At 38.6% G+C, this 26,467-nt stretch carries 24 protein-coding genes, 1 tRNA gene and 1 pseudogene; 9 read left to right on the forward strand and 17 right to left on the reverse strand.

Translation table 11 applies throughout. From position 1 onward, the window contains the following. Positions 1–2 precede the first annotated feature (2 nt). Positions 3–76: transfer RNA gene (locus AC4MRQ_RS14460), tRNA-Asn, on the reverse strand. A 149-nt stretch (positions 77–225) separates the two neighbouring features. Here AC4MRQ_RS14460 and AC4MRQ_RS14465 point away from each other — a divergent pair. Then, complete coding sequence (locus AC4MRQ_RS14465) at positions 226–1,206, forward strand: adenosine kinase (RefSeq protein ID WP_491198399.1); 981 nt, start codon at positions 226–228, stop codon at positions 1,204–1,206. Positions 1,207–1,304: 98 nt separating this feature from the next. After that, positions 1,305–2,492: a glycine C-acetyltransferase gene (kbl, locus tag AC4MRQ_RS14470; protein WP_491198400.1), complete on the forward strand. Its 1,188-nt coding sequence runs from the start codon at positions 1,305–1,307 to the stop codon at positions 2,490–2,492. Between the two features lie 104 nt (positions 2,493–2,596). Here kbl and AC4MRQ_RS14475 read toward each other — a convergent pair whose 3' ends face one another. Next, positions 2,597–2,965 (reverse strand): YccF domain-containing protein, encoded by a 369-nt coding sequence (locus AC4MRQ_RS14475; RefSeq protein ID WP_491198401.1) that lies wholly within the window; start codon positions 2,963–2,965, stop codon positions 2,597–2,599. Positions 2,966–3,086: 121 nt separating this feature from the next. On the opposite strand from AC4MRQ_RS14475, the gene AC4MRQ_RS14480 reads away from it, so the two are divergent. Continuing rightward, positions 3,087–3,734, forward strand: a complete 648-nt coding sequence (locus tag AC4MRQ_RS14480; protein ID WP_491198402.1) for a hypothetical protein — start codon at positions 3,087–3,089, stop codon at positions 3,732–3,734. 122 nt (positions 3,735–3,856) lie between these two features. On the opposite strand, the gene AC4MRQ_RS14485 is transcribed toward AC4MRQ_RS14480, so the two are convergent. Together AC4MRQ_RS14485 and AC4MRQ_RS14490 are read right to left on the reverse strand one after the other, a co-directional pair. Further along, positions 3,857–4,471 carry a deoxynucleoside kinase gene (locus tag AC4MRQ_RS14485; protein ID WP_491198403.1) on the reverse strand — a complete coding sequence of 205 codons (615 nt, stop codon included), beginning with the start codon at positions 4,469–4,471 and terminating at the stop codon, positions 3,857–3,859. Positions 4,472–4,481: 10 nt separating this feature from the next. Further along, complete coding sequence (locus AC4MRQ_RS14490; RefSeq protein ID WP_491198404.1) at positions 4,482–5,993, reverse strand: GH3 auxin-responsive promoter family protein; 1,512 nt, start codon at positions 5,991–5,993, stop codon at positions 4,482–4,484. 420 nt (positions 5,994–6,413) lie between these two features. On the opposite strand from AC4MRQ_RS14490, the gene ahpC reads away from it, so the two are divergent. From ahpC to AC4MRQ_RS14510, 4 genes are all read left to right on the forward strand, one after another. After that, entirely contained in the window at positions 6,414–6,977 is a 564-nt protein-coding gene (gene ahpC / locus AC4MRQ_RS14495; protein ID WP_491198405.1) for an alkyl hydroperoxide reductase subunit C, read from the forward strand. A gap of 95 nt (positions 6,978–7,072) precedes the next feature. Beyond that, positions 7,073–8,632, forward strand: coding sequence for an alkyl hydroperoxide reductase subunit F (gene ahpF / locus AC4MRQ_RS14500; protein WP_491198406.1), 1,560 nt, complete (start codon positions 7,073–7,075; stop codon positions 8,630–8,632). A gap of 137 nt (positions 8,633–8,769) precedes the next feature. Further along, the gene (locus AC4MRQ_RS14505; RefSeq protein WP_491198407.1) at positions 8,770–9,642 is read left to right on the forward strand and encodes a D-hexose-6-phosphate mutarotase; all 873 of its coding nucleotides are present in this window, start codon (positions 8,770–8,772) and stop codon (positions 9,640–9,642) included. Between the two features lie 81 nt (positions 9,643–9,723). After that, complete coding sequence (locus tag AC4MRQ_RS14510; protein ID WP_491198408.1) at positions 9,724–10,929, forward strand: carcinine hydrolase/isopenicillin-N N-acyltransferase family protein; 1,206 nt, start codon at positions 9,724–9,726, stop codon at positions 10,927–10,929. Positions 10,930–11,000: 71 nt separating this feature from the next. On the opposite strand, the gene AC4MRQ_RS14515 is transcribed toward AC4MRQ_RS14510, so the two are convergent. The 8 genes from AC4MRQ_RS14515 to AC4MRQ_RS14550 all read right to left on the reverse strand — a co-directional run bounded on the left by AC4MRQ_RS14515 (position 11,001) and on the right by AC4MRQ_RS14550 (position 15,803). Next, positions 11,001–11,438 carry an MgtC/SapB family protein gene (locus AC4MRQ_RS14515; RefSeq protein ID WP_491198409.1) on the reverse strand — a complete coding sequence of 146 codons (438 nt, stop codon included), beginning with the start codon at positions 11,436–11,438 and terminating at the stop codon, positions 11,001–11,003. 157 nt (positions 11,439–11,595) lie between these two features. Beyond that, positions 11,596–12,120: a GNAT family N-acetyltransferase gene (locus AC4MRQ_RS14520; protein WP_491198410.1), complete on the reverse strand. Its 525-nt coding sequence runs from the start codon at positions 12,118–12,120 to the stop codon at positions 11,596–11,598. Between the two features lie 63 nt (positions 12,121–12,183). Further along, the gene (locus AC4MRQ_RS14525; protein WP_491198411.1) at positions 12,184–12,834 is read right to left on the reverse strand and encodes a CPBP family intramembrane glutamic endopeptidase; all 651 of its coding nucleotides are present in this window, start codon (positions 12,832–12,834) and stop codon (positions 12,184–12,186) included. 82 nt (positions 12,835–12,916) lie between these two features. After that, entirely contained in the window at positions 12,917–13,636 is a 720-nt protein-coding gene (locus AC4MRQ_RS14530) for a hypothetical protein (RefSeq protein ID WP_491198412.1), read from the reverse strand. A gap of 51 nt (positions 13,637–13,687) precedes the next feature. Beyond that, entirely contained in the window at positions 13,688–14,047 is a 360-nt protein-coding gene (locus tag AC4MRQ_RS14535; protein WP_491198413.1) for a hypothetical protein, read from the reverse strand. A gap of 209 nt (positions 14,048–14,256) precedes the next feature. Continuing rightward, positions 14,257–14,631 carry a hypothetical protein gene (locus AC4MRQ_RS14540; protein WP_491198414.1) on the reverse strand — a complete coding sequence of 125 codons (375 nt, stop codon included), beginning with the start codon at positions 14,629–14,631 and terminating at the stop codon, positions 14,257–14,259. Beyond that, positions 14,628–15,164 (reverse strand): hypothetical protein, encoded by a 537-nt coding sequence (locus AC4MRQ_RS14545; RefSeq protein ID WP_491198415.1) that lies wholly within the window; start codon positions 15,162–15,164, stop codon positions 14,628–14,630. The genes AC4MRQ_RS14540 and AC4MRQ_RS14545 overlap by 4 nt, the downstream gene beginning before the upstream one ends. A 60-nt stretch (positions 15,165–15,224) precedes the next feature. Continuing rightward, on the reverse strand, positions 15,225–15,803 hold the full coding sequence (locus AC4MRQ_RS14550; RefSeq protein ID WP_491198416.1) for a hypothetical protein: 579 nt from the start codon (positions 15,801–15,803) through the stop codon (positions 15,225–15,227). A 755-nt stretch (positions 15,804–16,558) separates the two neighbouring features. On the opposite strand from AC4MRQ_RS14550, the gene AC4MRQ_RS14555 reads away from it, so the two are divergent. Beyond that, entirely contained in the window at positions 16,559–17,251 is a 693-nt protein-coding gene (locus tag AC4MRQ_RS14555; protein ID WP_491198417.1) for a hypothetical protein, read from the forward strand. 153 nt (positions 17,252–17,404) lie between these two features. Here the strand turns inward: AC4MRQ_RS14555 and AC4MRQ_RS14560 are convergent, their stop codons facing one another. Beyond that, the gene (locus AC4MRQ_RS14560) at positions 17,405–18,466 is read right to left on the reverse strand and encodes a CNNM domain-containing protein (RefSeq protein ID WP_491198418.1); all 1,062 of its coding nucleotides are present in this window, start codon (positions 18,464–18,466) and stop codon (positions 17,405–17,407) included. A 357-nt stretch (positions 18,467–18,823) separates the two neighbouring features. Here AC4MRQ_RS14560 and AC4MRQ_RS14565 point away from each other — a divergent pair, with 357 nt between their 5' ends. After that, the gene (locus AC4MRQ_RS14565; RefSeq protein ID WP_491198419.1) at positions 18,824–19,234 is read left to right on the forward strand and encodes a (deoxy)nucleoside triphosphate pyrophosphohydrolase; all 411 of its coding nucleotides are present in this window, start codon (positions 18,824–18,826) and stop codon (positions 19,232–19,234) included. A gap of 1 nt (position 19,235) precedes the next feature. Here the strand turns inward: AC4MRQ_RS14565 and AC4MRQ_RS14570 are convergent, their stop codons facing one another. The 4 genes and pseudogenes from AC4MRQ_RS14570 to AC4MRQ_RS14585 all read right to left on the reverse strand — a co-directional run. Beyond that, positions 19,236–20,120, reverse strand: coding sequence for an AraC family transcriptional regulator (locus tag AC4MRQ_RS14570; protein WP_491198420.1), 885 nt, complete (start codon positions 20,118–20,120; stop codon positions 19,236–19,238). Between the two features lie 288 nt (positions 20,121–20,408). Beyond that, positions 20,409–24,080: an endo-beta-N-acetylglucosaminidase gene (locus AC4MRQ_RS14575; RefSeq protein ID WP_491198421.1), complete on the reverse strand. Its 3,672-nt coding sequence runs from the start codon at positions 24,078–24,080 to the stop codon at positions 20,409–20,411. Positions 24,081–24,212: 132 nt separating this feature from the next. Beyond that, positions 24,213–25,880: a SusD/RagB family nutrient-binding outer membrane lipoprotein gene (locus AC4MRQ_RS14580; RefSeq protein ID WP_491198422.1), complete on the reverse strand. Its 1,668-nt coding sequence runs from the start codon at positions 25,878–25,880 to the stop codon at positions 24,213–24,215. Between the two features lie 11 nt (positions 25,881–25,891). Further along, positions 25,892–26,467, reverse strand: a pseudogene (locus tag AC4MRQ_RS14585) (SusC/RagA family TonB-linked outer membrane protein); the annotation flags it as partial.

Genomic DNA, 26,467 nt, shown 5'->3' on the forward strand with positions numbered 1-26,467 from the left:
AGCTCCCCAGGTAGGACTTGAACCTACGACCTACGGATTAACAGTCCGCCGCTCTAACCAACTGAGCTACTAGGGAATTTAGTGTTTCAAGATGTCTTGAACTCCTTATTTCAGGAGGCATTTCCGTCAAATGCGTTGCAAAACTATAAGGAATCTTCAAAATATGCAATATCTTTGTCGAAAATTTTCAGAATATATTTACCCAAAAATATTAAACAATTAAGTATGAGCAGTGTATTAGGATTAGGAAATGCCCTAGTAGATATTTTAGCCCGCTTGGAAAATGATCAATTATTGGCGGAATTGAATTTACCTAAGGGAAGTATGCAATTAGTTGACGAAGCAGCAGCTAATAAAGTTAAAGAAGCCACTTCTCATATTAAAAAAGATTTAGCCAGTGGTGGATCAGCTGCAAACACAATCCATGGGCTTGCAAGCTTAGGTGTCAAAACAGGATTTATTGGCAAAATTGGTAAAGATGAACTTGGACAAGTTTTCAAAACTGATATGACCGAACACAACATTACCCCTCACCTGTTGGAATCAGAAACACAAAGTGGTCATGCCAATGCGCTGATCAGTCCGGATTCAGAACGTACATTTGCCACTTTCCTTGGTGCTGCGGTAGAGCTATCACAAGATGACATTGTAGATGAACTGTTTAAAAACTACAAATATTTTCATGTGGAAGGTTACCTGGTTCAGAATAAAACCTTAATTGAAAAAGCCTATAAAATGGCAAAAGCCAACGGTCTGATCACCAGCATTGATCTTGCCAGCTTTAATGTTGTGGAAGATAACCTTGAATTCCTCACCAAACTGATTCATAACTATGTTGATATTGTTTTTGCCAATGAAGAAGAAGCTAAAGCATACACCGGTAAAGAAGGTGAAGAAGCTTTGCATTTGTTAGCTGAAGGCACACAGGTTGCCATCTTAAAGCTTGGCAAAGAAGGCTCAATGATCAAACGCGACAATGAAATTGTTAAAGTTGGCATTATCCCTGCCAATAGTGTGGATACAACCGGGGCAGGCGATTTATATGCTGCCGGCTTTTTGTTTGGATTAATCCGGGAATTACCTTTAGAAAAGTGTGGCAAGATCGGTTCTATTTTATCAGGACATGTTATTGAAGTAATCGGCCCAAAGATGAACGAAAGTATTTGGAGCGGGATTCATAAGCTTATAAAAGGTGAATTAAATTAAAACGAAAGGCTAAAATGTGGTTTTTATCATTGTTCTTTAATGAACTTGCCCTTAATTTTGAACTTCAATTCGATTAATCACACTGTAAAATTAGAGTCATGTACGGTAAATTTCAGGATTTTCTTGTTAAGGAGATTGAAGCCATCAAGGAATCGGGCCTTTATAAGAGTGAGCGAATCATTACTTCACCTCAGGGAGCTGAGATAGAAGTGGGTGGTAAGCAGGTTCTTAACTTTTGTGCCAATAACTATTTAGGTTTGTCATCGCACCCGCGTGTTGTGAAAGCGGCTCAAAAAGCAATGGACACACATGGTTATGGTTTATCTTCTGTTCGCTTTATTTGCGGAACACAAGATATTCATAAGCAACTTGAAGCAAAAATAGCAGAGTTCGTAGGCACAGAAGACACGATTTTATACGCAGCATGTTTTGATGCAAATGGTGGTGTTTTTGAACCATTATTTACAGCTGAAGATGCAATCATCTCTGATGCATTAAACCACGCCTCCATTATTGACGGTGTTCGTTTATGTAAGGCAGCTCGCTACCGCTATAAGCATGCCGATATGGCTGATTTGGAAGAGCAATTAATCAAAGCACAAGAGCAGCGTTTCAGAATTATTGTAACCGATGGTGTTTTCTCGATGGATGGCGACATCGCTAAATTGGATCAGATTTGTGATTTAGCCGATAAGTACGATGCATTAGTGATGGTTGATGATTGCCACTCGGCAGGTTTTATTGGTAAAACTGGTCGCGGAACACACGAGTATAACAATGTGATGGGTCGTGTCGATATTATCACAGGTACACTTGGTAAGGCTTTAGGTGGTGCTTTGGGCGGATTTACAACCGGTAAAAAAGAAATTATTGACATGTTGCGCCAGCGTTCTCGCCCATATTTGTTCTCAAATTCATTGGCTCCTGCCATTATTGGTGCTTCATTAGAAATATTTGAGATGTTAACCGAGTCGACAGAATATCGCGACAAGGTGATGGATAATGCTGAATATTTCAGAGCTCAGTTAGAAGCTGCAGGATTTGATTTAAAACCAAGTAAGTCGGCCATTGCGGCCTTGATGTTGTACGATGCCAAGCTATCGCAAGAGTTTGCAGCCAAATTACTCGATGAAGGTATTTATGTAATCGGTTTCTACTATCCGGTAGTACCAAAAGGAGAGGCGCGCATTCGCATTCAGTTATCAGCTGCTCATGAAAAGCACCACTTAGATAAAGCCATTGCGGCCTTTATTAAGATTGGTAAAGAATTGAAAGTGATTGACTAATAAGTACACAGTATCAAGATGTGAGTACCAAGACTGATTTACATCTTGCAAAAAAATAGAAAGAGCAGTTCGATAGAGCTGCTCTTTTTTATTGCGCAATATTGTTATCGTACCTCTTTCCCAAACGGCACCAAAGCAATGTGTGCCAGTTTAAAGTGCTGACGGGCAAAAGGAATACCGATAATGGTTATTGCTAATAATATTCCAAATACCAAGTGAGATAACGATATCCAGATACCACCAACAAAAATCCAGATCACATTCATCAAAGTATTTAAGCATCCGCCAGCTTGAGGTTTATCAATCACTTGACTGCCAAATGGCCATAAGGCCAATACGCCTAGCTTCATGGTTTGTAATCCGAATGGTATTCCAATAATGGTTAGCATTAATAAAAGGCTGGCAATGAAATATTCAATGGCCGTTAATAAACCACCAAACAGTAACCAGATAATGTTTCCTAGAAATGACATAAAAATAGATTTAGCATCGAGTTCGAAGGTCGAAACTCGAAGTTTTGGTTATAAATTCAAATGGGACTCATCAAAACTAATAAACATTTTCTATTTTCATGGCGATAAGCAAAAACAAGGTATGCGAAATTTATCACTTCTGATATTGTTATTCACATTCACAATAATCACCTCAGCTCAAGATTACTTCATTGGTGGTAAACTTGGCTATTCCTTTCCAACAAACATTGGCAGATCATCTGATGAGTTGGGTTTTAAAGATGTTTCGAAGAACGGCGGGCAAGCGGCATTTATAGGTAAATGGTTCTATAACGAACGTTTATCGCTTGGATGCGATTTTGGTTATCAATATCAGGACGGTAGTGAGTTCTGGAATGTTGATAACTATGGTGATGTAAGTGCATCTTACCAGACCATCCGCACATTACTTAATGGCACTTACTATTTTAGTCATGATGAAATTCGACCTTATATCGGACTTTCGTTTGGTGCCTATTATCTGATCAATTCAATTGACTTTGCCGCGAATAGTATCACAAACAGTTCCATTACTTATACGGCTAAACACTGGAAACCTGGAGTAGCACCTCAACTGGGAATGTTATTTGAGCTATCTCGAAAGACTCTTTTGGATATTCACGTCCAAATGGATGTGATTGCGCAAATGGAAGCGATCTATTATCCAGATGCTGATCCTGTTTACACTGAGAATCCACATGAGAAACAGAATCAGATCAGCCTGAATATTGGATTGTTGTTTGGGTTATAATATTCTGCTGTTATCTGGCTGTATTGTTAGTTTGTCGAATTTATTTTTACGCATTGTAATTTTCTCACTACTCAAATCTCATTACTCACTTCTTTATTAATCTGCTGATTGTTTTCTACTGACTAAAATAACCCATGCAATTCGGCATTTACTTTATCGATAATCATGCTTAGATCTGCTTTATTCTTGATAAAGTCCATTTCGTTGGCATCAATGATTAACAGCTTACCTTTTGAATATTTTTCAATCCAGGCCTCATAACGCTCGTTTAAGCGCTTCAGATAATCAAGGCGAATATTGTTTTCATAGTCACGGCCTCGCGTTTGTATCTGTTCAACCAAAGTAGGTATGGATGCCCGCAGATAAATCAATAAATCAGGTGCCTTTACCATATCACTCATCACCTCAAAAAGTGATTCATAATTCTCAAAATCACGACGGCTCATTAAGCCCATATCAAACAAATTGGGCGCAAATATGTAGGCATCTTCATATATAGTACGATCTTGAATAACTGTATTACCGGCTTTTCGAATTTCCTGTACTGATGAGAAACGGCTCTTCAAAAAATAAATCTGCAGGTTAAATGACCAACGTGGCATATCTTCATAGAAATCGGCCAGATAAGGATTATCTTCCACATCTTCAAAATGCGCTTCCCATCCAAAATGGTGAGCCAATAACTCCGTTAACGATGTTTTCCCGGAACCAATATTTCCTGCTACGGCGATATGCATACTTACCTATTTAATGATTCAACTTCAATAGTTCTTCGATATATTCACGATTATTTGCCAGACGTGGTATCTTATTTTGTCCACCCAGCTTATTTTTACTTTTCAACCAATCCATAAACAAGTGATGACGTGCAACTACAACATCAGGACCATCCAGAGTGATGTTTTTATAACGTTTGGCTTCGTAATCGCTGTTAACTTCCTGAAGCGTTTTATCCAATAACTCAGTGAAACTTCCTAACGAATCCGGCATCTCATCAAACTCAATCAACCACTGGTGGGCACCTTTTGTCTCCTCTCCCATAAAAACAGGAGCTGCTGTATATTCCTTAATCACAGCATGTGTTTTAGCACAGGCTTTTTCCAATGCTCGTTCGGCATTTTCAATCATCAATTCCTCACCAAAAGCATTGATGTAATGTTTGGTTCGCCCGGTAATAATGATTTTATGAGGACGCAATGAAGTAAAACGGACAGTATCTCCTATCATATATCGCCACAAGCCACTGTTGGTTGTAATCACCATGGCATAATCAACACCCAGCTCAACATCCTCAATAGTTTTTGCATTAGGGTGCGGATGCGTTATCTCATTTAACGGGATAAACTCATAGAAGATACCATAGTCCAACATCAGCAGCATTCCGGAATCTGATAAATCATCCTGAATACCAAAAAAACCTTCTGACGCGTTATAGGTTTCCTGGTAATTCATCTTATCTGTTGGAATCAGCTCTTTGTATTGCTTGCGATAAGGGGTAAAGTTAATGCCGCCATGCATAAACAATTCCAGATTAGGCCATATCTCCAATAGATTTGACTTTCCTGTTTGTTTAAGAATATGTTTGATCAGCACCAGGAACCAGCTGGGCACACCAGCCAGAGAAGTTACATTATCTTTAATGGTTGTTTCGGTAATCTTTTCCAGCTTGGCTTCCCATTCGTCCATTAACGCAATGGACTGTTCCGGAGTTCGTGCAAAATGTGTCCAGAACGGCAGGTTCTCAATCAGAATGGCAGATAAATCGCCGTAATAACTATCGTTACTGAAGTTATTGATCTGATGACTGCCACCCAAAGTCAGACATTTGCCGCTGAACATGTCCGAATCCGGATTATTCTGAAGGTATAACGCCAACACATCCTTACCACCTCTGAAATGACAATCTTCCAGTGTTTCTTTGGTAACAGGTATAAACTTACTTTTGGTAGATGTGGTGCCGGAGCTTTTTGCAAACCATTTGATATCACCCGGCCATAGCAGATTGCTTTCTCCTTTTCGCAATCGTTCCACATAGGGACGAACTCCTTCATAATCACGTACCGGAACCCGGTTGGCAAAATCCTGGTAGTTTTTAAAGCTTTTAAAATCAAATTCCTTACCAAAAGAAGTCTGTTTAGCAGTGTCTATCAACTTCTTTAGTTCTTCCTTTTGCACTTCTTCTGGGTTCTGCTTAAAGTGCTCTATTTGGGAAAGGCGGCGTGTATTAACCAGTGATATAATCGAACTTAATATGGGCATATTTAATATGTCGGTTATCGTATAAATCTCTCTTTGGCTCCGTTAACATGAAGCACTCTTCTTTCTGAACTGCATACATTTCAAGCTCACAGGGATTAAAGATAAATAAAAATGAATTGTATAAAAGAGTTAAATGGCAGCTTATCAAGGCTCTTAACTCAAGTTACTATAATACAAGATTATACAATCAGACTATGACAAAAACTTATTCAGACTATCTTAACATCTGTTTTTATCCTTCATTTTTTCACAGACTGATTCATTCATAAAAATTACTGTAAAATACTGATATAATGCTGTTATAAATCTCATCTATCCATATGGTAAATACTATCTATTTGATTGATATTACTGTAAGATGTAGTTTTGCTTCTGTAAAAATCAAACAACGAAAATCATTAATAATTAAAAATTATAACTATGTCACAGATTGGAAAACAGATTGTAGATTTTGAAGTACAAGCATACGTAAACGACGATTTCAAAACTGTAAAAAAAGAAGATGTATTAGGTAAATGGTCAGTATTCTTCTTTTATCCTGCCGATTTTACTTTTGTTTGCCCAACTGAGTTGGAAGATTTAGCCAACTCTTATGAAGAGTTCAAGGCCACAGGTGCAGAAATCTACTCTGTATCAACCGATACCCATTTTGTACACAAAGCATGGCACGACACTTCAGATACCATCAAGAAGATTCAATATCCAATGTTGGCCGATCCTACTGGAGTTCTGTCACGTGGATTTGAAGTCATGATTGAAGAGGTTGGTTTGGCCGAACGCGGTACATTTATCGTTAACCCTGAAGGTGAGATTGTATCTTACGAAGTTGTTGCTGGTAATGTAGGACGTAATGCCGATGAACTTTTACGTAAGTTGAAAGCTTTGCAATTTGTTGCTAAAAACCCATCGGAAGTGTGCCCTGCAAAATGGAAAGAAGGTAACGAGACCTTGAAGCCAAACATTGATCTGGTTGGTAAAATATAATATTAATCAGTAGTGATAAGTCAGAAGGCAATGGTCTTCTGGCTTATTCTTCCTCCTTCAACTTCCTTTGACACTTAACTTTAAAACAGACAAATATGTTAGAACAAGCTTTAAAAAATCAGGTTAGTGATGTATTCTCCAGCCTGAAGAACAACTATACCTTCCGGATCTCAGTCGCAGATAACCATCCTGATAAAAACGAATTAATAAACCTGCTTAACGATGTAGCAGCCTGTTCCGATAAAATTGACACTGATGTAAGTAATGGTAAAGGTTTAGCATTTACGATCCTTAAAAATGGTGAAATCACAAATGTCACTTTCAGGGCAGTGCCTACTGGTCATGAATTCACAACTTTATTATTGGCTGTTTTGAATCTGGATGGTATTGGTAAAAACCTGCCGGATGAATTATTAACACAACGCATTCAAAATATCAGCACAAAGGTTGAATTGAAAAGTTATATTTCACTGACCTGCACTAATTGTCCCGATGTTGTTCAGTCATTGAATATCATGGCATTTCTCAACCCAAATATAAGCCACGAACTGATTGATGGCGGTATCAATAAAGAAGAAGTTGAAACGTTGAATATTCAAGCTGTTCCAACGGTATATGCCAATGGCGAACAACTGCACGTTGGCCGCTCATCATTGGGTGAGTTATTGACTAAAATCGAAGAAAAAGTTGGTACCTCATTCAAACCGGAAATATCAGCTAAAAAAGAATACGATGTGATAGTAGTTGGTGGTGGTCCGGCTGGTGTTTCAGCAGCCGTTTATTCCGCTCGAAAAGGTTTTTCAACAGCTATTGTTGCTGAAAATGTAGGTGGTCAGGTCACAGATACTGTTTCCATTGAGAATATGATTTCAGTCCCCAAAACAACCGGCGCTGAATTATCGGCCAATCTGATGAAGCACCTGAATGATTATCCGATTGATATCCTGGAGAATCGGTTAGTTGAAAAAACGGAAATCATTAACGGGCAAAAACATCTGACGACATCACTTGGTGAAACTTTAATTACACCCGCACTTATTATTGCTACAGGAGCGAGCTGGCGAAAATTGGGTGTTCCGGGCGAGAACGATTACATTGGTTCCGGTGTGGCATTCTGCACCCATTGTGACGGGCCGTTCTATAAGGACAAAAAAGTAGTGGTTGTAGGCGGCGGCAACTCTGGCCTTGAAGCTGCCATCGATTTATCAGCCATTGCTTCAGAAGTGACTGTATTGGAATTTATGGATACGCTCAAAGGCGATCAGGTTCTGAAAGATAAATTGTCTGAACTTTCCAACGTTAATGTCATTACTAATGCACAAACATTGAGTGTTGACGGCGATGGCAGCAAGGTAAACGCATTGCAGTTTAAACATCGTTCAACTGAGCAGGTTGAAAAAGTAGATGTTGATGGTGTATTCGTTCAAATCGGATTACAAGCTAATAGTAAAGTCTTTGCCGATATGGTGGAGACTAACCGCATGGGAGAAATTGAGATTGATGCACATTGTCGCACCAATGTGCCGGGTATTTATGCCGCAGGAGATGTGTCAGTAGTGCCTTACAAACAAATTGTGATTGCCATGGGCGAAGGTTCAAAAGCAGCCCTGTCGGCATTTGAAGACAGCATTAAAGGCAAGCTGATCGCAAATTAGTATCTGGTAAAATAATTATACAGCCGGGGTCTGAGCGCTTAATGCCAGGCCCTTCTTTTTGTATTATCAGGTAGTTATATACCTTAAGTATGCTTCACAACTTTTGCCTACTTTTGTGATCAATCAAAACACAAACAATGAATCCGGAAGTACTGAATAATCAATTTGGAATCGAAGACAAACTTGCCTTTCAAGATTTTCAACACACTATTATTGCTGAGTTAAAACACAAACAAGCTACTGCTAAAGTGTCGCTTTACGGAGCACATGTGCTCAGTTATATTTCTGAATCAGGTGAAGAAATACTTTTTGTAAGCCCCCAAGCCGTCTATAAAGAAGGGAAAGCCATTCGTGGCGGTATTCCAATCTGTTGGCCATGGTTTAATGCGCATCCAATTGATCCATCGTTACCATCTCACGGGTTTGCCCGTATATCCACCTGGGAAGTGATTTCATCATCAGCGAATGACGAAGAAACTCAACTCGAACTTGGACTTTCAAGTAATGAACATACGCTTAAACTTTGGCCTTATCAGTTTGAAGCAAGATTAGTCATTCAATTAGGAAACCGTTTGACTGTTAAGCTTAAAACCATTAATAAAGATGACAAACCTTTTGATGTGAGTGCCGCTCTGCACTCTTACTTTAATATTTCGGATATCAACACTGTTACGCTGGAAGGGTTAGCCGATACAGAATATGTGGATGATGTAGCACAATCGACCGGTCTTCAGGCAGACGAGTTACTAAGGTTTGGACAACGAACTGATCGTCGCTACATCACCGCTGGTAAAGCCATTATTAATGATGGTGAAAAGCAAATAACTGTTGAGAAACAAGGCAGTGGTATCACAGTTGTCTGGAATCCGGGGGAAGAATTGGCCATGCAAATGCCTGACTTGCTGGAAGGCTACAAAAACATGCTGTGTGTCGAAGCTGCCAATAGTTTGGATGACACCATTATCATCCAGCCGGGCAATGAGCACATACTGTCAACCACAATTGGTTAAAGTGCCCTGAAATACTGACAAAGCTCTTTGTTTTTTAGCCTGCAAAGAGCTTTCTTGCTTTTCTAAATCCAACATTTCAACATGAAGAATCTATTAACAACACTTCTTGCTGCGCTGTTATGCATTCATTTCAGCGATGCTTGTACTACTGCCGTTATCTCTGGCAAATATACCGCCAATGGTCGTCCGATTATCTGGAAACTGCGTGATACCGAATCCTTTGAAAATAAAATGCGCTATTTCACCGATGGGCGATATGACTACATTGGCATGATTAACTCCAACGATGCTAAAGGCGAGCAAGTGTGGGGAGGTTCCAATTCGGCCGGCTTTGCTATAATGAACAGTGCTTCTTTTAATGTCAATCTGGAAGACACAACTTCTTTTAAAGATCAGGAAGGCTTTTTTATGAAGGAAGCCTTAATGAAATGTACCACTCTGGGTGATTTTGAGAAGTTAATAGAAGAACGTCCTATTCCTAAAGGCCTGGCAGCTCATTTTGGTGTATTGGATGCTAAAGGTGGTGTGGCTTTTTATGAAGTCAACAACCGTAGTTACACAAAATTTGATGCCAATGATCCGACACAAGCTCCCAACGGCTATATTATCCGTACCAACTATTCCTTCACAGGCAAGAAAGATATTGGCTATGGATTTATCCGTTTTCAAACAGCTCAGGATATTTTTTACCAGGCAGATGCCATGGGACAGCTGAATAGCCAGACCATTATCCAGGATTTCTCACGATGTTTGAAGCATGCAGTCATGGAAGTTGATTACCGGGAGGAATACAGTACTGTTCCAAAGGGGCAACACTTTGTTAATTCAGGCGATATGATTACCCGCCATGGTTCGTCCTCGACCATATTAATTGAAGGTGTTGCCAATGGTGAATCTCCTGATTTATCAACCATCTGGACAATGATTGGTTTTCCCAATACAAGTCTTGCTTTGCCTGTTTGGGTTAAAGGCGGAAAAAATTTACCGGAAGTATTAGTGGCGGACAGTGATCAAAACTGTGAATTAAACGCCCTGGCAATGCAATTAAAAGATCGTTGTTACCCCATTAAACGTTCGGCCGGATATAAATATTTAAATGTATCAGAGCTTATCAATAGCGAAGGCAGTGGCATTATCCAGCAACTGGAACAGGCTGAAAAAGCTATTTTCTCAAAGACGAATGCTAATCTTATCAAATGGCACAATGCTAAACCAGGTATAAAAGAAATTGAGGCTTTTTATAAATGGTTAGATGATTATACGCGCAGTTTCTATATAAAGCTTTAAAACAATCAAAAACAGAAAACCATACAAGTTGCCTGGTGCTTTCAAAATGCCAGGCAACTGTAGTTTACCTACTACTTTACACCTTCATTTTCATTGTCCCGTTCCGATAATCGTTTATCAACAGGCAGCAAAAAATAATTAATGATTAAAATGACAACAGTGCCGGCAATAGTTTCCAGAAAATAGCCTGCTGCTGCCATGCAACCAATAGCTGAGCTACACCAAACGGTTGCAGCTGTGGTCAACCCCCGCACATTTATGCCTTCTTTAAATATAATACCGGCTCCTAAAAAACCAATACCGGTTACAACTTGTGCAATAATCCTGGTAACGTCTCCTTCTGTTTGTGTAAGTTTAATGGATAACATTACATAAAGTGCCGACCCAACAACTACCAATGTATTGGTCCGAAGTCCAGCTGATTTTTGATGCCAGCCTCTCTCAAAACCAATCAGCAAACCTGCTATCAATGCACAAAGCAAGCGTATTATGAATTCCTGGTGACTCATGTGTATATTAACCTCTTTCCCTTTCTAATTGTTTTATTATTCAAGCTATCTCACGATCTAATTTCTCCACTATACCAAGTTTTAAAGCTTTTCTTAAGCTATTGTACAGGCTGCATTTCCTGTGTCAATAAAATCATCAATAAATGCAAATATTAGATTATTTCCACTCTCTTTTTAAAAGGGCATACACAACATCATCACACCATTGCCCATTCAAATAAAGACTTTCAACAAAATAGGCTTCCTTTCTAAAATCCAATCGTTCCACCAGCTGAATAGATGAAGCATTAGCCGGATCAATAGAGGTAGTGATTCGGTGCTTTTTCAGGTCATTAAATAAGTAATCGATTACCTTCCGTAAGGCTTCGGTGGCATAGCCTTTTCCTTGATGCTTCTTATCAAGCGTGCAGCCCAACTCCACCTGGCGATAATCAATAAAGTGAATACCCACATCGCCAATTAAGGTGTTACTTTCCTTTTCCATCAATACCAACTGAAACCACGTACCTGATTGATTTATTATTGAAGCTGTTTTGGCTATAAAATCATTCGCTTCTTTTTTGTTTTTGGGTATCCAGCCTTGGTATTGATTTGTTAAAACATCTGATCGATAAGCATAGAACCGATCTACATCTGTAATATGAATGGGTCTTAATAGTAATCGTTTGGTCTTTAGCTGCATCTCTTTTATTTGTTAAAGGTTATTTGCTCACATTCCTGAAACATTTTGACATCATGTATCCTATTACAAATATTTACCAAAAACTTCGATAAACGGATCACGATTAACCACTGTATAGAAAAACAAGCCGCCTAACCATCCGTGAAATAAGCCCAACACCCATAAGTTTCGAACTCTTAAATACACATAGCCATAGAAAAGTGCCAATAAAAAAGTACCAATTATCAGCCAGTTATATGGGTAGTGTATCAATCCGAAAAATATGGCAGTAAGTAAAATAACTATTGGTTTACTTAATGATAGTTGCTGGATATCCTTCAGATTACCTGCCACCAATGCTATTACTAAAAACTGCTGGATCACTCCCCAAATCGGATAAATAATTAGAATTGGTAATATATGCCAGGTAAGGTTGATGGTTTCCTGGACCAATCCAATAATCACAAACCCAATAAAAGCAAATAAACCAAATGGCAATACCAACCTGATAGCCTGCTTAAAGTTATCCAGCCTAAAGCCCCAATATTGTAATATTGTTTGATCAGTTTTTTGGCGCCACCAAACATAGGCTAACCACCCAGCAATTGCTGTGATAATAAACGGTAGTCTCCAATTCAGGTAATCCATAAAGATGAATTTACCCAAGCCGGTAGCTAGTACAGTAATTATTTCGGTTACTCGCCGAGTATCGGAATTATTAGACATGTGTTTCATGAGTTACATGGTTTTTGAGTACTCTGAATTTGGGATAATTAATTGAACCTGAAAAATAGTAACATCACTCTCCCAATTCCAATCAGGCTCCTTCCAAATATCCATTTAAACTCACTCCGATTGTTTCCAAGGCTTTTATAACAGCTTCTTTTTCTGTATTTCGACGTAGTTCATCGGTTGTAAAATCGTCTGAGGTTTTCTTCATAAAGCTTTCTTCTGTGGTGATGGTCGTAAACGGTATTAGACCAGTACGAGTATCCATCAAAAAACATTCGATGGTGGCAAACGCTTTGGCCTCGTCAGCCTTAAAGGTTTTGTACTTATAATAGATATCACTTTTAACGTTATAGACCAACAACAGATCAGCTTGTAAACGAACAGCCGTTTCACGCAGGTTAGTAATTGATGATTTCGTATCGACCATCATTGATGGCATCAGAAATGTTTTCTTAATCTTCTTACAGTTTTCTATTTGGCTGGTTAATGTATGAATATATGCCTGTTGGGTTTTCAGGTATTCTTCGTCCGTACGATAGTATTTAGGATAAATGTTTCGTTGCGAATAAATGGAATAGTTAAAAATGGCAATTCGAAGCGAGTCCTTAATTTTAATTTGACCGTTTAGTAAGCGTTGAATATCCTCCTCCGATATTGTTTTGTCTTGCGAAGCAAATAATGAGTGCTCAATTACATCAGCATCATATGTTGCACTTGCATATGTACTTGGCATTCGATTTATCCCTGAACAAGCAGCCAGAAACAGGATTGATAAAACTGAGAGTGATTTTAAAAGGTGTAGCATTATATAAGGATTTTGGGTTGATTAATGACTCTTAACTCATATGCAATGTATCTAAAATTGATAAACATCAAACTCTTCACAACTGCTTATTTCACCTTTTGTTATGTAAAACTCGATATAACGAATTTGCTCACTCTTGTCACTTGTCTCGGTTTCAACCTTCTTATAAAAAGCATCAGCTGTATTGGAAAACATGGTGAAACCAAACTGATAGAGTTTTATAAACGGACTGACGGACACACCATATTTAAGTTTCTCTGTTATGGTGAGTTGAGCGATGTGTGTCACCTCAATTCCTTGCTTGCGGTAATATTCAGATAATAATGTATTAACTAATTTTTCGTTTTTAGATTGATAATAGACCTGCACAATCAGGATTATTACGATGCCTGCCATCGCAAGATATGGCATGATTTCGTGTAGATTTTCAAAATACATAATGGTGCACAGAATTAATAATTAAACTTTTTAAATTCAGTCTTGCTATTCAAAAGCGCTTGTAAGCTTAGAAAATCTTCATCCAAAATTTCATCTTTTCCAATAACATATGAATACTCTATAGATTTTGAAAGCATGATAAAGATGTTGTCTTTAACAACTGTATAAGATTTGATGCCTTCTCATTTTATTTCGTTTGAAATAATTCCATTTGAATAACGCATCCCCTCATCTGTGAATGTATAATGAGATGTTCGTTTGTTTTTACCAGCTTCTTTTAAAATAGTTTTAAGTCCTTTCTTTAATCGTTTCCGAATCATTAATGCCGGAAATCCAAGAATAACTACGAAACCAATAAAAGCGGAACCCAATAATACAAATGGATTAATATATTGCCCGTCGTCATAACCTGCAATCAGCCCAAGAATTAAGATAACTAATCCACCTATGCTCATGCCTTTAAAACCCTTGATAAATCCTTTAAATGCCAATCTCATTATTAAATGATGCTGTAGCGTAATGACCGATTCATTATATGGTATTTGTAATTCAATCATTCTTCCTCTTCTTTATCAACTCGTACTTTCTTTCCATCAATCACCCGTGCCACAAAAGCCATATTCGTGATTAGCAAATAACCGATTAAAACATTGGCACCTGGTAGAAACCAGTTCCATTTATCTATCAACTCAGTTGTTTGAAATTGTAGCTCGTGATAGAATGCATTTAAGGTGTTCTGTACAAAAACAGGCAGGTTATTAATAATTAAAAAGCCGCCAATAACCAACACCGCAATTTTAATTATTTCCCTGGCAGATAAGTTACCCAACTCTATATTGTCAGTATCGAATCCTTGTTCAAGCTTTAATAAACGTACTATATGGTGCGACTTAAATATTAAGAATACAAATAAGGCAACTATTAATAATAAGATGACGCCGAGATATAACAATGAATAATAATCTATACCGTCTATAAATCCACCAAAAGCAAATGATATACTTTGAGGCAGTTGAAAAAACATTGCCGTAATAATCGAATACAATCCGAACAGCTTAATCATTAGAATAAAGAAATCTTTTTTAGTCATTAGTTTAATCTATTGGGGTTATCTATGATAATATTGTTCATAACTCTTAATCAAGAACCTTTATTTTAAAGCCTCAACAAGATAAACAATCGCAAAAATCCATCCTGTGTATATTGTTGTATAACTCAATGCGTAAATTACAGAAAGACCAAGGTTATTCTTTGTAATTGATGATTTACTAAATACCAATCTTAAGGCTCTGAAAAATAACCAATACAACATGGCAATTATTATAAATATAGAAAACCATAAGGCTGCTTCGAGTACAATTAATAATACCACAAATAGTATACTTATACCGATCCACAATAGGATTGACAAGATTAACCCTCCAATGCCTTCACCAACATCTATATTCGGTAAATCCGGTAATACATCCGCATTGGAGATATAGTCACCTCGTTTAAAGCTTTTGAACTTTGGGAAATTATCAATCAGACCAATGCCATAAAAAAGGCCATAAGTCATAAAAAGAAAGAGCGCCCCTGAGATTATGGTTGTTGCGATATAAAAGTTAGAAGTAATACTTCTGTTGTAATTGATCCCTGTAAAATAAACTGTCAGAATTGTTATTGCAATAACAATCAGCGATACAAAAAAGAGAGATTTACCTTTTAAATAAGTTTGTTTGGCTTTCATGGTTTATTGGTGCTATTTAACCGGTTACTGCAAGATTCATATTATCCCCCTAAACTAATTAAAAAACACACAATCCTACTGTTAATTCTTAATTATTATTTACATATCATTTTGCCAATTAAGATATAAAAGCTATATTCACATTCGATAGCTTATTAAAAGGGAATAAAAATATATGTGAATCGGGATGCATTGTAGGGTTGCAATATTGATTGCTGCCACACGTTCTTTGACATTCTGATTGATTCCCAAAATCCTTTTCTCCACTTGTTATTTCTTACATGCTTCTGAATACCTAACCAGGCATTATGGAGTCTTTACCACGTCTTCTTAACAATTCAATTTCATTATGAAGGTGCAAGCAATGCTTATTATGAATTTATAACCATTATCAGTGATTAACCACTCGTTATTGGTGTTCAACCACCGATTATTGATGATCGTCCATACATTATCAATAATTGACCAGGTATTATTAAGGTTCGACCATTGATTATTGACAGTCAGCCATTCATTATGAAGGCTTGACCACTGCGTATTGATAACCGACCACTGCTTATTAAGGATTAACCAGCCATTATTGCCATTTGACCAAATGGATATACATTAATAATGGTTGGAACAAGATTGATAAGACGGGAAAAGTTACAAGAATCGTCAGTTTATTATTAACTCCTTTATTAGGATTAGCAGAAACCCATGAGAATTTATAATACCAACATTTTAATTTTTCAAACTTAAAGAACAACACAAACATGAGTAAAACAGAAAGAAGTTACAATTTATCGGATGCCAACTTACAACAATTTAGTGCTGTTGTAGGTGAGACCTTACCTAAAGATATCGCTGATTTTAAACACTTTGATTCGACCTTCCCTGATACCTATCCGCAGACGATAAAAGATGCCCTTGCCGAAGTGCAAGCCATTAAAACAGATATGGTGATTATAGATGAAATGGCCGAAAAAACTCAAGCCGTTAATAATGCAATGGGTGCATGCAATACTTCATTTCGTACCATCAAGTTTTTTGTGCTGAAAAAGTTTCCGGGCAATGTAGCTATACACAATCAATTTGGTTTTAATGATATACGTAAGGTGCGTAATAAGCATGCGCTCATGGTTGTTTTTATGGACGATTTTATTAAAGTTACCAATAACTATAAAACTGAACTGGTTGAAGCCGGATGCAGTGAGACCTTAATTGATAATCTGCCACAGCAGCTCGATAACTTAAAACAAAGCAATACCGATCAGGAGATGTTTAAAAAAGAACGTGGACTGATTACCCAGGATCGCATTGAGAAACTAAATGAATTATACAATTGCCTGGTACCTGTTAGTCAGATGGCGCAAATAATTTATGCCGATGACGAGGCCCGTCTGGCACGCTATCGTATACCATCGCCCAAGTCGGCCTCTAACAGTGAAGACGATTTGATTGCCTGAGTTCGATTTTTTTTCATAGATTTGGAAGGCGTCGGCAGAAAAAGTTCTGTCGGCGCTTTTTTGCATTAATCAATCCCTAATAGGCTTTCACTCCTATCCGCTAAGCGCATTTAAGCGCTAAGCGGGTCTTCAAGAATAAGCATACAACTTCTGTTATTTCCCCTTATTGATCCCTCTTATCTGATCAAATTTAGCCTGACGGTTCTTCCAGCGCTGACGGGCATATTCCTGCATATCGGTGATGGTATCTGTTTCGTCAACTATTTCGAGTCCAAGGATGGTTTCAATAATATCCTCCATGGTTACAATACCATCCAGCCCGCCATATTCATCCACTACCAAGGCAATGTGTTCTTTTTGTTCCATCAACTTTTCCCACAGTTCAAACAAGACAATGGTATAAGGCACAATCACAATCTTTCGCTTAATATCTTTAAGCTTTAACTCATGCTGATCTTCAGCCAGCTTCTCAAATACTTCCTGGCGAAATACATAACCACTGATGTTTTCATCATGATCACTATAGACTGGTATTCTCGAGAAACGGAGATAATCTTTATTGTCCAGAAATTCCTGTAAATCTATTGTTTCATCAGCTACAGCAACAACAACGCGCGGTGTCATGATCTCCTTTACAGTGATATTTTTAAGCTTCAGCAAGTTTTGTATGATCTTATTCTCCTTAGCATTAAAAATCCCCTCATCAGCCCCGATATTAGCTAAAGCAGCAATCTCTTCACGACTGGTTGTTCTTTCTCCTTTATCTTTTGATAATAAGCGGGTAATAAAAGCCGACATCATCACCAACGGATAGGTTATAAAGACCATCACTCTGATGGTTAGGGCAGAAAAACGCGCCAAACCTCTCCAGTAATTGGCACCAATTGTTTTAGGAATGATCTCTGTGATCACTAATATCAGTACGGTTAAAACGGCTGAGACAATCCCAAAGGATGCTTCACCAAATACCTTGATAGCCTGCGCCCCCACTCCAGCTGCTCCAATGGTATGGGCAACTGTATTAAGTGACAATATGGCCGATAATGGCTTGTCGATATTGTTCTTTATTTCGACAAAATAGCTGGCCCAGGCCTTGCCTTCTTCTTTTTTTACCATTAAAAAAGATGGCGGTGCTGATAACAAAACAGCTTCCATTATAGAACACAGGAACGATACAAAAAGAGCGAGAAACAGGTAGAAAAGCAATAATGCCATGGTATTTAGTTTATGATTCTGATATATGACGCGGTTTACTAAACCAGCTTTGATCTCAAAATTATCTTTTTTTTGCGATTCATTTAATTATAACTTCAGTATAATGATGAATGCCAAAAAATATTTCATGCATATATTCAAATGTTATATGCAATTCCCCCTCTGCTCAAACATGTTATGAAAACGATATTGGCTACAATAAGCTTCTTATACTTCCATCATGTTATATCTCTAAAACATTTTAACAGACCTTATACACACTTGGGAAATTCATCAGTTTTATTACTTTTATGCCCACTAATCCAAAATCACACTAAACCATCCTGTTAGGGACGGGGTATAGATCTTAGGGGTAAAATGAATTCTACAACCAAACAAGTAACACAGGTTACCTGTGCTATTATTATTGATGAAGATAAAATATTAGCGGCTCTTCGAAGCCGGCAAATGAGCCAAAGCTGGAAGTGGGAATTCCCGGGAGGTAAGATTGATGAAGGCGAAACGCCGGAAGATTGTATCAAACGCGAAATCAGGGAAGAATTAGCTGTAGAGATAAGTATTGACCAGCGTCTTACTGCTATTACGCATGCCTATCCAGACAAAACAATTGAATTGATTCCTTTTACCTGCCGGATTACTGGCGGAAAGCTCAACGCTGTGGAGCACGAGAAGGTATGCTGGTACTTACCAGATCAGTTAAAGTCGCTTAATTGGGCCGATGCTGATGCAATTGTTGTAGAGGAGTTTTTAAGACGAGAAGAATTCTAAATTAACTAATTTCAGCATTTGTTTTATCTCCTTTTTGAAATGCCGAAGGTGTAATTCCAAACGTTTTTTTAAACTGCTTTGAGAAGTATTTTGGATCTCTCAGTCCCACCCTATAGGCTATCTCAGATACATTTAAATGCCCCTGTCTTAACAGTTCTGCTCCTTTTTTTAAACGTATTGATCGTAAAAAATCACTTGTAGATTGACCTGTCAGGTTTTTTAAGCGCGTATACAAATTGGATCGGCTGATACCCATATCGACCACAAGATCTGATACATTGTATCGGGTGTTTGTATAATTTTTTTCGATAACACTTTTAACACGCTCAACAAAATGAGAATCGGACGAATAAGTTGACACTGAGTTGGCAAAAGCCCATTCATTAGTATAGTACCTTCGAAGAACCAAACGATTCATTAACAAATTACACACATAAAGCCGTACAAAATGGTTGGTATAAGGCTGTTCTATTAATGCATCAACACCAGCCGCTAAAAATTGAGCTTTATTCGAAACAGGTGCTTTCGTGCTGATGACCATGTTGGGGATATGGCTGGTAAGCACTTTTGACTTTAAGGTCTGGCTTAACGCTATAATTGAAGAAACAGGAAGACTGGTGCCTATTATAACAATATCGGGTAAACCTGTTAATGCTTTATGAATGGCATCATCAATAGCTGATACAAATATTGGTTTGCAAAAAGACTGCAGCATGGAGTTAATCCGATGAAATGAATCTAATGAACTATCGATAACCAGGATTCTGGGTTGATAACCCAATTGTTCTACAATCGATTTGGGATTTATAGTACCAATATCCTGATCCGAATAATGAGCCTGGTAAGCAGTTCTATCACCTTCTATTGCTTCTTCGTATTTATGCATAATATGAGCGCCAAATGAAATAAAGAGGGTGTCCGAAAGTCAAGAAATTATAAAAGGGAACTAATAGTTTGCGACATTTATAGCTTAGCACCTCACCTCAGTCCTCTCCTTAAAGAAGAGGATGTGAGAAAATACCATGGGTCAGCGCATTTAATTCTGGTTGATGTATACCAAGCTGCACTATTCCTTCTCCTATGAGGAGAAGGTTAGGATGAGGTGAATAAGATAAGAGCGATAGTTACCTGATTTAATTTTCGGACACCCTCTTTAAATATTAAAAGTAGTTTATTATCGCTTCATAACCTTTAGAGCTTTATTGCCCGTTGGTGTGTTAATTACGATAACGTATATACCTGGTTTAAGTCCATCTACCAGGCTTGCCCCCAAGTTTATTCTTTGTTTACCTGCAGGTACAACTCCTTTGGAGAGTTGAGCTACCTGACTGCCAGCTATATTAAATATATCTATCTGAACATCACTGGCAAATGGCATATACATTTCAACTGATGAAGCTGAAGTAATTGGATTAGGTGTGATACTAACCTGTAATGCCTGAGCATCTGCGTCATTAATTGATGTCGCTGTGCTTTCTTCTCCGGTAATGATCACTTCGTATAAACCAATGTGATCATAACCACCTAAATCAGTTACCAGCTCAATGTATTGCGCTTCAACCCCATTGGCCTCAATTGTCAATTCACCACCTTCAACAGTGGCCTGTAACTCATTCCAGTTCGTATTATCAACACTATAGCGCACTGTTACATTCCCCGGTGCCTTGTTGTATCCGCCACCATAAGAACCAATACCGCTTGTAAATTTCGCATAGAACTTGTAAACATTGCATTTACGCTCAAGATCAACCATAAACTCTGTACATCCCAGTTTTGCGGCCCAATGTGTATCCATATCTCCATCCAGCACATTGGCAATATTGTTTATTTCATCACCATATCCTTTATCAGAACCTTTATCTGCTGTCCGGTTTAATGCCAGATTAGACCAGGCAGAGTTTTCAATAGAGACTTTAGCTGAAGCTGTTACAATCCATCCGTTATTGGTAACCTTAACCATAAAATTACTTGAACCATAGTTCTTCGCTTGCACATCGAAGCTTACCTGATTACCATTAACCTGGACATTTGAAATAGCAATAACCTCTTGCTCATCCACATTAGGTACCGATACCTCAACCTTAAAGTCAGCTGCTTTGCTTTCTCCTCCAAGATCAAAATTAACTGTGACATTCTTTGATTCATTCTTATCTAAAGAAAATCCAGCTGGTTCTGTGATTGAAAGCGGACCTGCCAATCCATAAACTTCAAATTCCCAAAGTCGGATGGTGATCGCATCATTAACATCATAAGGTACTAACTTGACATAACGCCCAACAACACCGGCAAAATGATCATTTTTAATATCATCATCCACACGACTCTCTTCATTGAAAATTTCAGTCCAGCTGCCATCTGTATTATCCACGCTGACATAGGCGCGGTAATAATTCAGGTTAGGTCCGTTTTCGTTAACCATACAGTCGTATAGCTTTGTGCGGTAAATCTTGTAAGGTTCTTCCAAATCGATGATCACATAATGCTCTTTTTCACCTCCAAAACACCATTTGGCACTTCCTCCCTGATCACTTACACCATCAATTAAATTCTCAGGCTGCTCCGAACCAAAGTGTCCGTTATGATCCGCAATTGACTTATTTAAAGCTACATTTGATAATTCATCTGTATTGTTTATAGTTACCAAGCCTTCGGCAGTAAATGCAGTAGTTGCTGTTGCATTAGCCACTTCTACTTTTATATCATATACGCCTTCATTTGGGAAAGTGTAAACTACTTCACTTTTATCAGCTGATTCTGAAACTTTCACGGCACTGGCCGGCATGGTCCAGGTATAAGATGTCGGGTAGTTGGTTGCCACAGCTGTTAAAGTTATCTCCTGGTTTGCCTTAGAGAAACTTGAAGTGGTTTTAATTTTTACTTCAGGAGCCGGTATCTCTTTCCAGTTTACATCAATTGATGCCTGAGCACTTTCTTCAAAATCTTTGGCTACGGATGTCACATATACTTTCACGCCTGATTCTGAAGGACTGGTTCTTGTCAGGTCTGACATGTAAAAAGCACAGGAAGGAGTCTGTCCAACTAACGATTTTGTACCATTTTGCTCCAGATAAATATTATAGTGCTGTATATCACCTGTTGCTGCTGTCCATGTTAAACGAATATCACCCTTATCAACACCTAATTCCCGTTGTACTTTAAGGTTAGTTGCTGCACTGCACGATAAGCTTCCGGAGCTTAACACGCCCATCTGCCCAATGTAACTTGTGAAATTATTAACGGCTGATGTAGATTCAAATTTCAGTGATATCATGCTTAATGTCTTACCTGCATAAGCTGAAAGGTTTAACTCCTTAACATCCCAGCTTCCGGTTGCTTGACCAGTACTAATGTAGGTAAAGGCATTGTTGTCTTCTTTGAATGCTAATCCAACTTTAATGTTTGATGCTCCTGCAGCACCGTTTTTAAATACCAGTTTGAAGATGTCGCCATTGTCAATACTTAATTGCGTTTTGAAAAGCCTCAGTTCATTAGCATCGCCGGCCTTTAGGTTACCGTTTATTTTGATTGATGTTCCACCTTCATAGGCTTCGTTCAAGGTCAATTCACTTGACAGCTCTTTATTAGCAGCATCCATCCACCACCATCTCCATGTTGGTAAAATATCCTGAATACCCTGATGTACCCACTTCTGACCTGATATACCCTTATCAGTTCCTTTTATATTACGACGAATACCATAACCTGTGTTAAAGTTAGTGACGAATGGCTTTGACTGGATAAAAGTTCTGGAAGGAACATAATTTGCAATACCTGACCATGCCTGAGATGCCCTGTCTTCTGTTACATTACCATCTTCGGTTCCAACCCAGTATTTTGTCGAATAATTAAAAAAGTTGTGAATGTAGTTTTCATCCAGATCATACTGATCATCACTATTACCCTGACGCCACGTGGATCTTTCCAGGAATAATGCCAGGGATGCTTTATGATTATCTTTTCCAACAATACGGGCAATATCCGAGTTACCTGCGAAGGTACTTAGGCCCTGATTGATTCCATAGAACAAGTCCCATGGTTCAGCTCCTATTGACTGTGCATAGCTAATGTGTGAATCAGCTCCGCCGGTACCTCCATAGTTCACAAAATATGATGTACCGGTTTCTTCACCGGCTCCATTACGAAGCATCCATCCATTAGAAGAGCTGAATGATGAACTGGCATTATACATCTGAAGTTCTAAATCGCTTTTTGCAGAATAGTAGGCGCAGAACTTTTCCCATTCTGCTTTATCTGAAAAGTGCTTTGTTTCTTCATTTAAGAACCATCCGTCGAAACCAAAATAGTTGGCTAACTCAATCAGTTTATCGGCAATAATGTAGTTTCCTTCTCCATCTTTCTCGAGCGTTTGATTAACCCATTCGGCTTGTCCTCCAAAAGCTCCTGGCGCAAAGAAGATGTTTCCCAGAATTTTAACTCCATTTTTGTGTGCCGCATCAATGGCCGAAGCAGTCGGGCAAATGAAGACTCCTTCGCCTGCGCTACCGCCCCACCATATAACCATATCGACGTATTGCCAATAGTTAAAAATATACATCTCATCAAAGGTGTTTCGTCCTTGCGAATAACCTTTACTGCAATCTTTAGCCAATGTCAAATCGGGAGCTACCAGTGCATTGCTGAAGGTAGAATTAGGATTTGCCTTAATGGTGGTGTTTACAAATCGCTGCTGAAGTGCGATGGTACCGCGGTTAAAGACATCGTTGGGATCTTCACCCGGCACCCAGTTTTTTAAATCTTCGGGGTGATAACAGCCGGCGTATGGCTGTTGCGCCTGTGCGAACGACACGAGGCAACACAAAACCAAAAGTAAAAGATTCTTTTTCATAATCACTTAATTTAATTGTTACGTTAGCTTAGTAGCTTTTATTAATATTCTTCCAATTGAGGTGTTAGAAATGAGTATAAGGTCTGATTGTCTGCCTTATACCCATCTCATACATGAATTGGAATTAGTATATTATCTGAAATTATTGGGCATATTACGAGTGTAAGGACCAGAATGTGTATCCATAACATCCCACCATATACGTTGGCCTTTACTGTCATTGGCATATGGATAGTATACATTATCACTGTTTAAGTCGTGCTCTGAAACCGGGTAGTTGATCCGCTTGATAAACTTGCCCTGCTCAACATCACTGGAGCGGTTCGAAACAATCTGCGATAAAGCTGGATAATCAGTTCTTCGGAAATCAGCCCAGCCTTCGGCTCCATTCGGAAAGTTTGCTAACCATTTTTGATTAATGATTTGTTCCAGAATGGCTTCTTTATCTCCACCACTAAATGGCTGACTGGTCAATCCATCAATATACCTTTCAGTTTCCAGGCGAGGCACATTGTAATAATCCATTGATGAACGAATCCCTTCCAGATAGTAATCTTCTGCACTCTGACTGGCTCCGTTCCACCCTCTCAGGCTGGCTTCAGACAATAAGAAGCAAACCTCGGCATAATTCAGGCACTCCATCGGACGGTTATAGTCAAACCAATAATCATCATTTCGTTCTCCCATCTTAGATTTCAGGTAGGAGTATTTATCATCGCCATGCTGTACGTTCTCTGCTCCATTGTAATTACCAACATAGTCTCCAAATGGTGCTTCTCTGAACTGTAGAATATCACTATGAGGAGACAGGTTGCGATACCAGCACTTAGGACATCTTGGATCAAGCTGGTTGGATTGCGTTTTATACATGATTTCCAAATCCTTACTCATCACCACATCCCCCCAAAGGAAACCTACCAAAGAGTAATCGTTTTCATGGTCATTCGGCCAGCTATAATGCACCGCATAAGTATCATCATTAGATAAGAATACTCCGTCGGCAATTGCTTCTTCTGCTTCTACCTGTGCACGAACAGGATCGATGTTGGCAATACGCATAGCTAAACGCAATCGTAAAGAGTTGGCAAAACGTTTCCACTTTAGCGGATCACCACCATAGATATTTTCCCGTTCGTTATAATTGTAAATTTCATCATCATCAATCAAAAGCGAATCCTGATGAACAGCCAGCCGTTTGAACAAGCGGTCATATACCTCTTCCTGAGTATCGTAGTAAATATCAGGATCCTCCACAATAACATCTTTGGCTATTTCGTATTCCATGTTATCGATAACACTTGTACAAGGTATCGGTCCATAGGTGTCTGTCATTAAACTCATCAGGAAGTAGTAGTTAATCCAGGCAATATGGTAGGCATTGCGGAAATGCTCATCGGTATCCTGCTTACAGATCTTGATGATATTTTTAAACTCCTGAAAACGATCGGTATAAAAATGCTCCCAACGGAATTTCATCCAATCATCGCGATACAGATAGTGGTTACTCGCCTCAAACTTATTATTGGCAAAGTAATGGGCATATAAATCATGGTATAAATTGGTTGTTCGCTGATGATTATCAATGACACCGTTGTAGGTAAATTCAAAGATGTAATCACCAGGATCACCAACAATTGGTTTTGGTTCATCCGGATCATCAGGTTCTTCAACCTCTCCTTCCTTCGGCTGGAAATTTGGTTTATTCATTTCCTCCCAGCCGTCTGTACAACCATTAAATGCAAAAGACAAGGTCAATGCGATTAATCCTTTTTGTAGTATAGATGAAGTATATTTTAACATAGCTGTAATAATTAGAATCGTGCGTTTAAAGAAAATCCAAAGCTGCGTGTGTATGGAACAGACGAAAAATCATGTGCCTGAGAGAATAAGTCAAAACCGACCTCTGGACTAGTTCCGGGAGTGTGTTTCGATAAGTAGGTTAGATTGCGACCAATGAATGAAACTTTTAAATGCTCAAGCGGAAGTCGCTTAATCATATTCTTACCAAGTGTATAACTCAATGATAATTCGCCCCATTTAACAAATGATGCATCATATACAAATTCTTCACCGACACCTCCCATGTTTCCAATGGAACGGTAATATTGCTGTGCACTTACCTCTTTTGTGTTTGGAATGTAGTCGCCATCACCATCCGGCACAACACCCGGATAAATAAAGTTGTTGCGCTGCTCAGTTCTTTTTGAGGTTCCAGCGTATGTAGCTATTGATTCGGAAACTGATACCACATCACCGCCTTGCTTAATGTTGAAAAGAGCACTTAAGGATACATTCTTGTACTGGAAGGATGGTCGGATTGAGCCGGTCCAGTCCGGTTGAATATTACCAATCACTTTCTCGCCTTCTTTACCTGTCTGAACCTGTGG

It is taken from the genome of Carboxylicivirga sp. (genome assembly GCF_982718395.1).

Coding starts and splice junctions, on each gene's coding strand:
- AC4MRQ_RS14535 (WP_491198413.1), bottom strand. CDS start 14,047: ATGCCATATCTTGCGATGGCAGGCATCGTAATAATCCTGATTGTGCAG.
- AC4MRQ_RS14570 (WP_491198420.1), bottom strand. CDS start 20,120: ATGCATAAATACGAAGAAGCAATAGAAGGTGATAGAACTGCTTACCAG.
- AC4MRQ_RS14465 (WP_491198399.1), top strand. CDS start 226: ATGAGCAGTGTATTAGGATTAGGAAATGCCCTAGTAGATATTTTAGCC.
- AC4MRQ_RS14525 (WP_491198411.1), bottom strand. CDS start 12,834: ATGAAACACATGTCTAATAATTCCGATACTCGGCGAGTAACCGAAATA.
- AC4MRQ_RS14475 (WP_491198401.1), bottom strand. CDS start 2,965: ATGTCATTTCTAGGAAACATTATCTGGTTACTGTTTGGTGGTTTATTA.
- AC4MRQ_RS14520 (WP_491198410.1), bottom strand. CDS start 12,120: ATGCAGCTAAAGACCAAACGATTACTATTAAGACCCATTCATATTACA.
- ahpC (WP_491198405.1), top strand. CDS start 6,414: ATGTCACAGATTGGAAAACAGATTGTAGATTTTGAAGTACAAGCATAC.
- AC4MRQ_RS14550 (WP_491198416.1), bottom strand. CDS start 15,803: ATGAAAGCCAAACAAACTTATTTAAAAGGTAAATCTCTCTTTTTTGTA.
- AC4MRQ_RS14540 (WP_491198414.1), bottom strand. CDS start 14,631: ATGATTGAATTACAAATACCATATAATGAATCGGTCATTACGCTACAG.
- AC4MRQ_RS14490 (WP_491198404.1), bottom strand. CDS start 5,993: ATGCCCATATTAAGTTCGATTATATCACTGGTTAATACACGCCGCCTT.
- AC4MRQ_RS14530 (WP_491198412.1), bottom strand. CDS start 13,636: ATGCTACACCTTTTAAAATCACTCTCAGTTTTATCAATCCTGTTTCTG.
- ahpF (WP_491198406.1), top strand. CDS start 7,073: ATGTTAGAACAAGCTTTAAAAAATCAGGTTAGTGATGTATTCTCCAGC.
- AC4MRQ_RS14545 (WP_491198415.1), bottom strand. CDS start 15,164: ATGACTAAAAAAGATTTCTTTATTCTAATGATTAAGCTGTTCGGATTG.
- AC4MRQ_RS14480 (WP_491198402.1), top strand. CDS start 3,087: ATGCGAAATTTATCACTTCTGATATTGTTATTCACATTCACAATAATC.
- AC4MRQ_RS14555 (WP_491198417.1), top strand. CDS start 16,559: ATGAGTAAAACAGAAAGAAGTTACAATTTATCGGATGCCAACTTACAA.
- AC4MRQ_RS14515 (WP_491198409.1), bottom strand. CDS start 11,438: ATGAGTCACCAGGAATTCATAATACGCTTGCTTTGTGCATTGATAGCA.
- AC4MRQ_RS14485 (WP_491198403.1), bottom strand. CDS start 4,471: ATGCATATCGCCGTAGCAGGAAATATTGGTTCCGGGAAAACATCGTTA.
- AC4MRQ_RS14510 (WP_491198408.1), top strand. CDS start 9,724: ATGAAGAATCTATTAACAACACTTCTTGCTGCGCTGTTATGCATTCAT.
- AC4MRQ_RS14580 (WP_491198422.1), bottom strand. CDS start 25,880: ATGTTAAAATATACTTCATCTATACTACAAAAAGGATTAATCGCATTG.
- kbl (WP_491198400.1), top strand. CDS start 1,305: ATGTACGGTAAATTTCAGGATTTTCTTGTTAAGGAGATTGAAGCCATC.
- AC4MRQ_RS14560 (WP_491198418.1), bottom strand. CDS start 18,466: ATGGCATTATTGCTTTTCTACCTGTTTCTCGCTCTTTTTGTATCGTTC.
- AC4MRQ_RS14565 (WP_491198419.1), top strand. CDS start 18,824: ATGAATTCTACAACCAAACAAGTAACACAGGTTACCTGTGCTATTATT.
- AC4MRQ_RS14505 (WP_491198407.1), top strand. CDS start 8,770: ATGAATCCGGAAGTACTGAATAATCAATTTGGAATCGAAGACAAACTT.
- AC4MRQ_RS14575 (WP_491198421.1), bottom strand. CDS start 24,080: ATGAAAAAGAATCTTTTACTTTTGGTTTTGTGTTGCCTCGTGTCGTTC.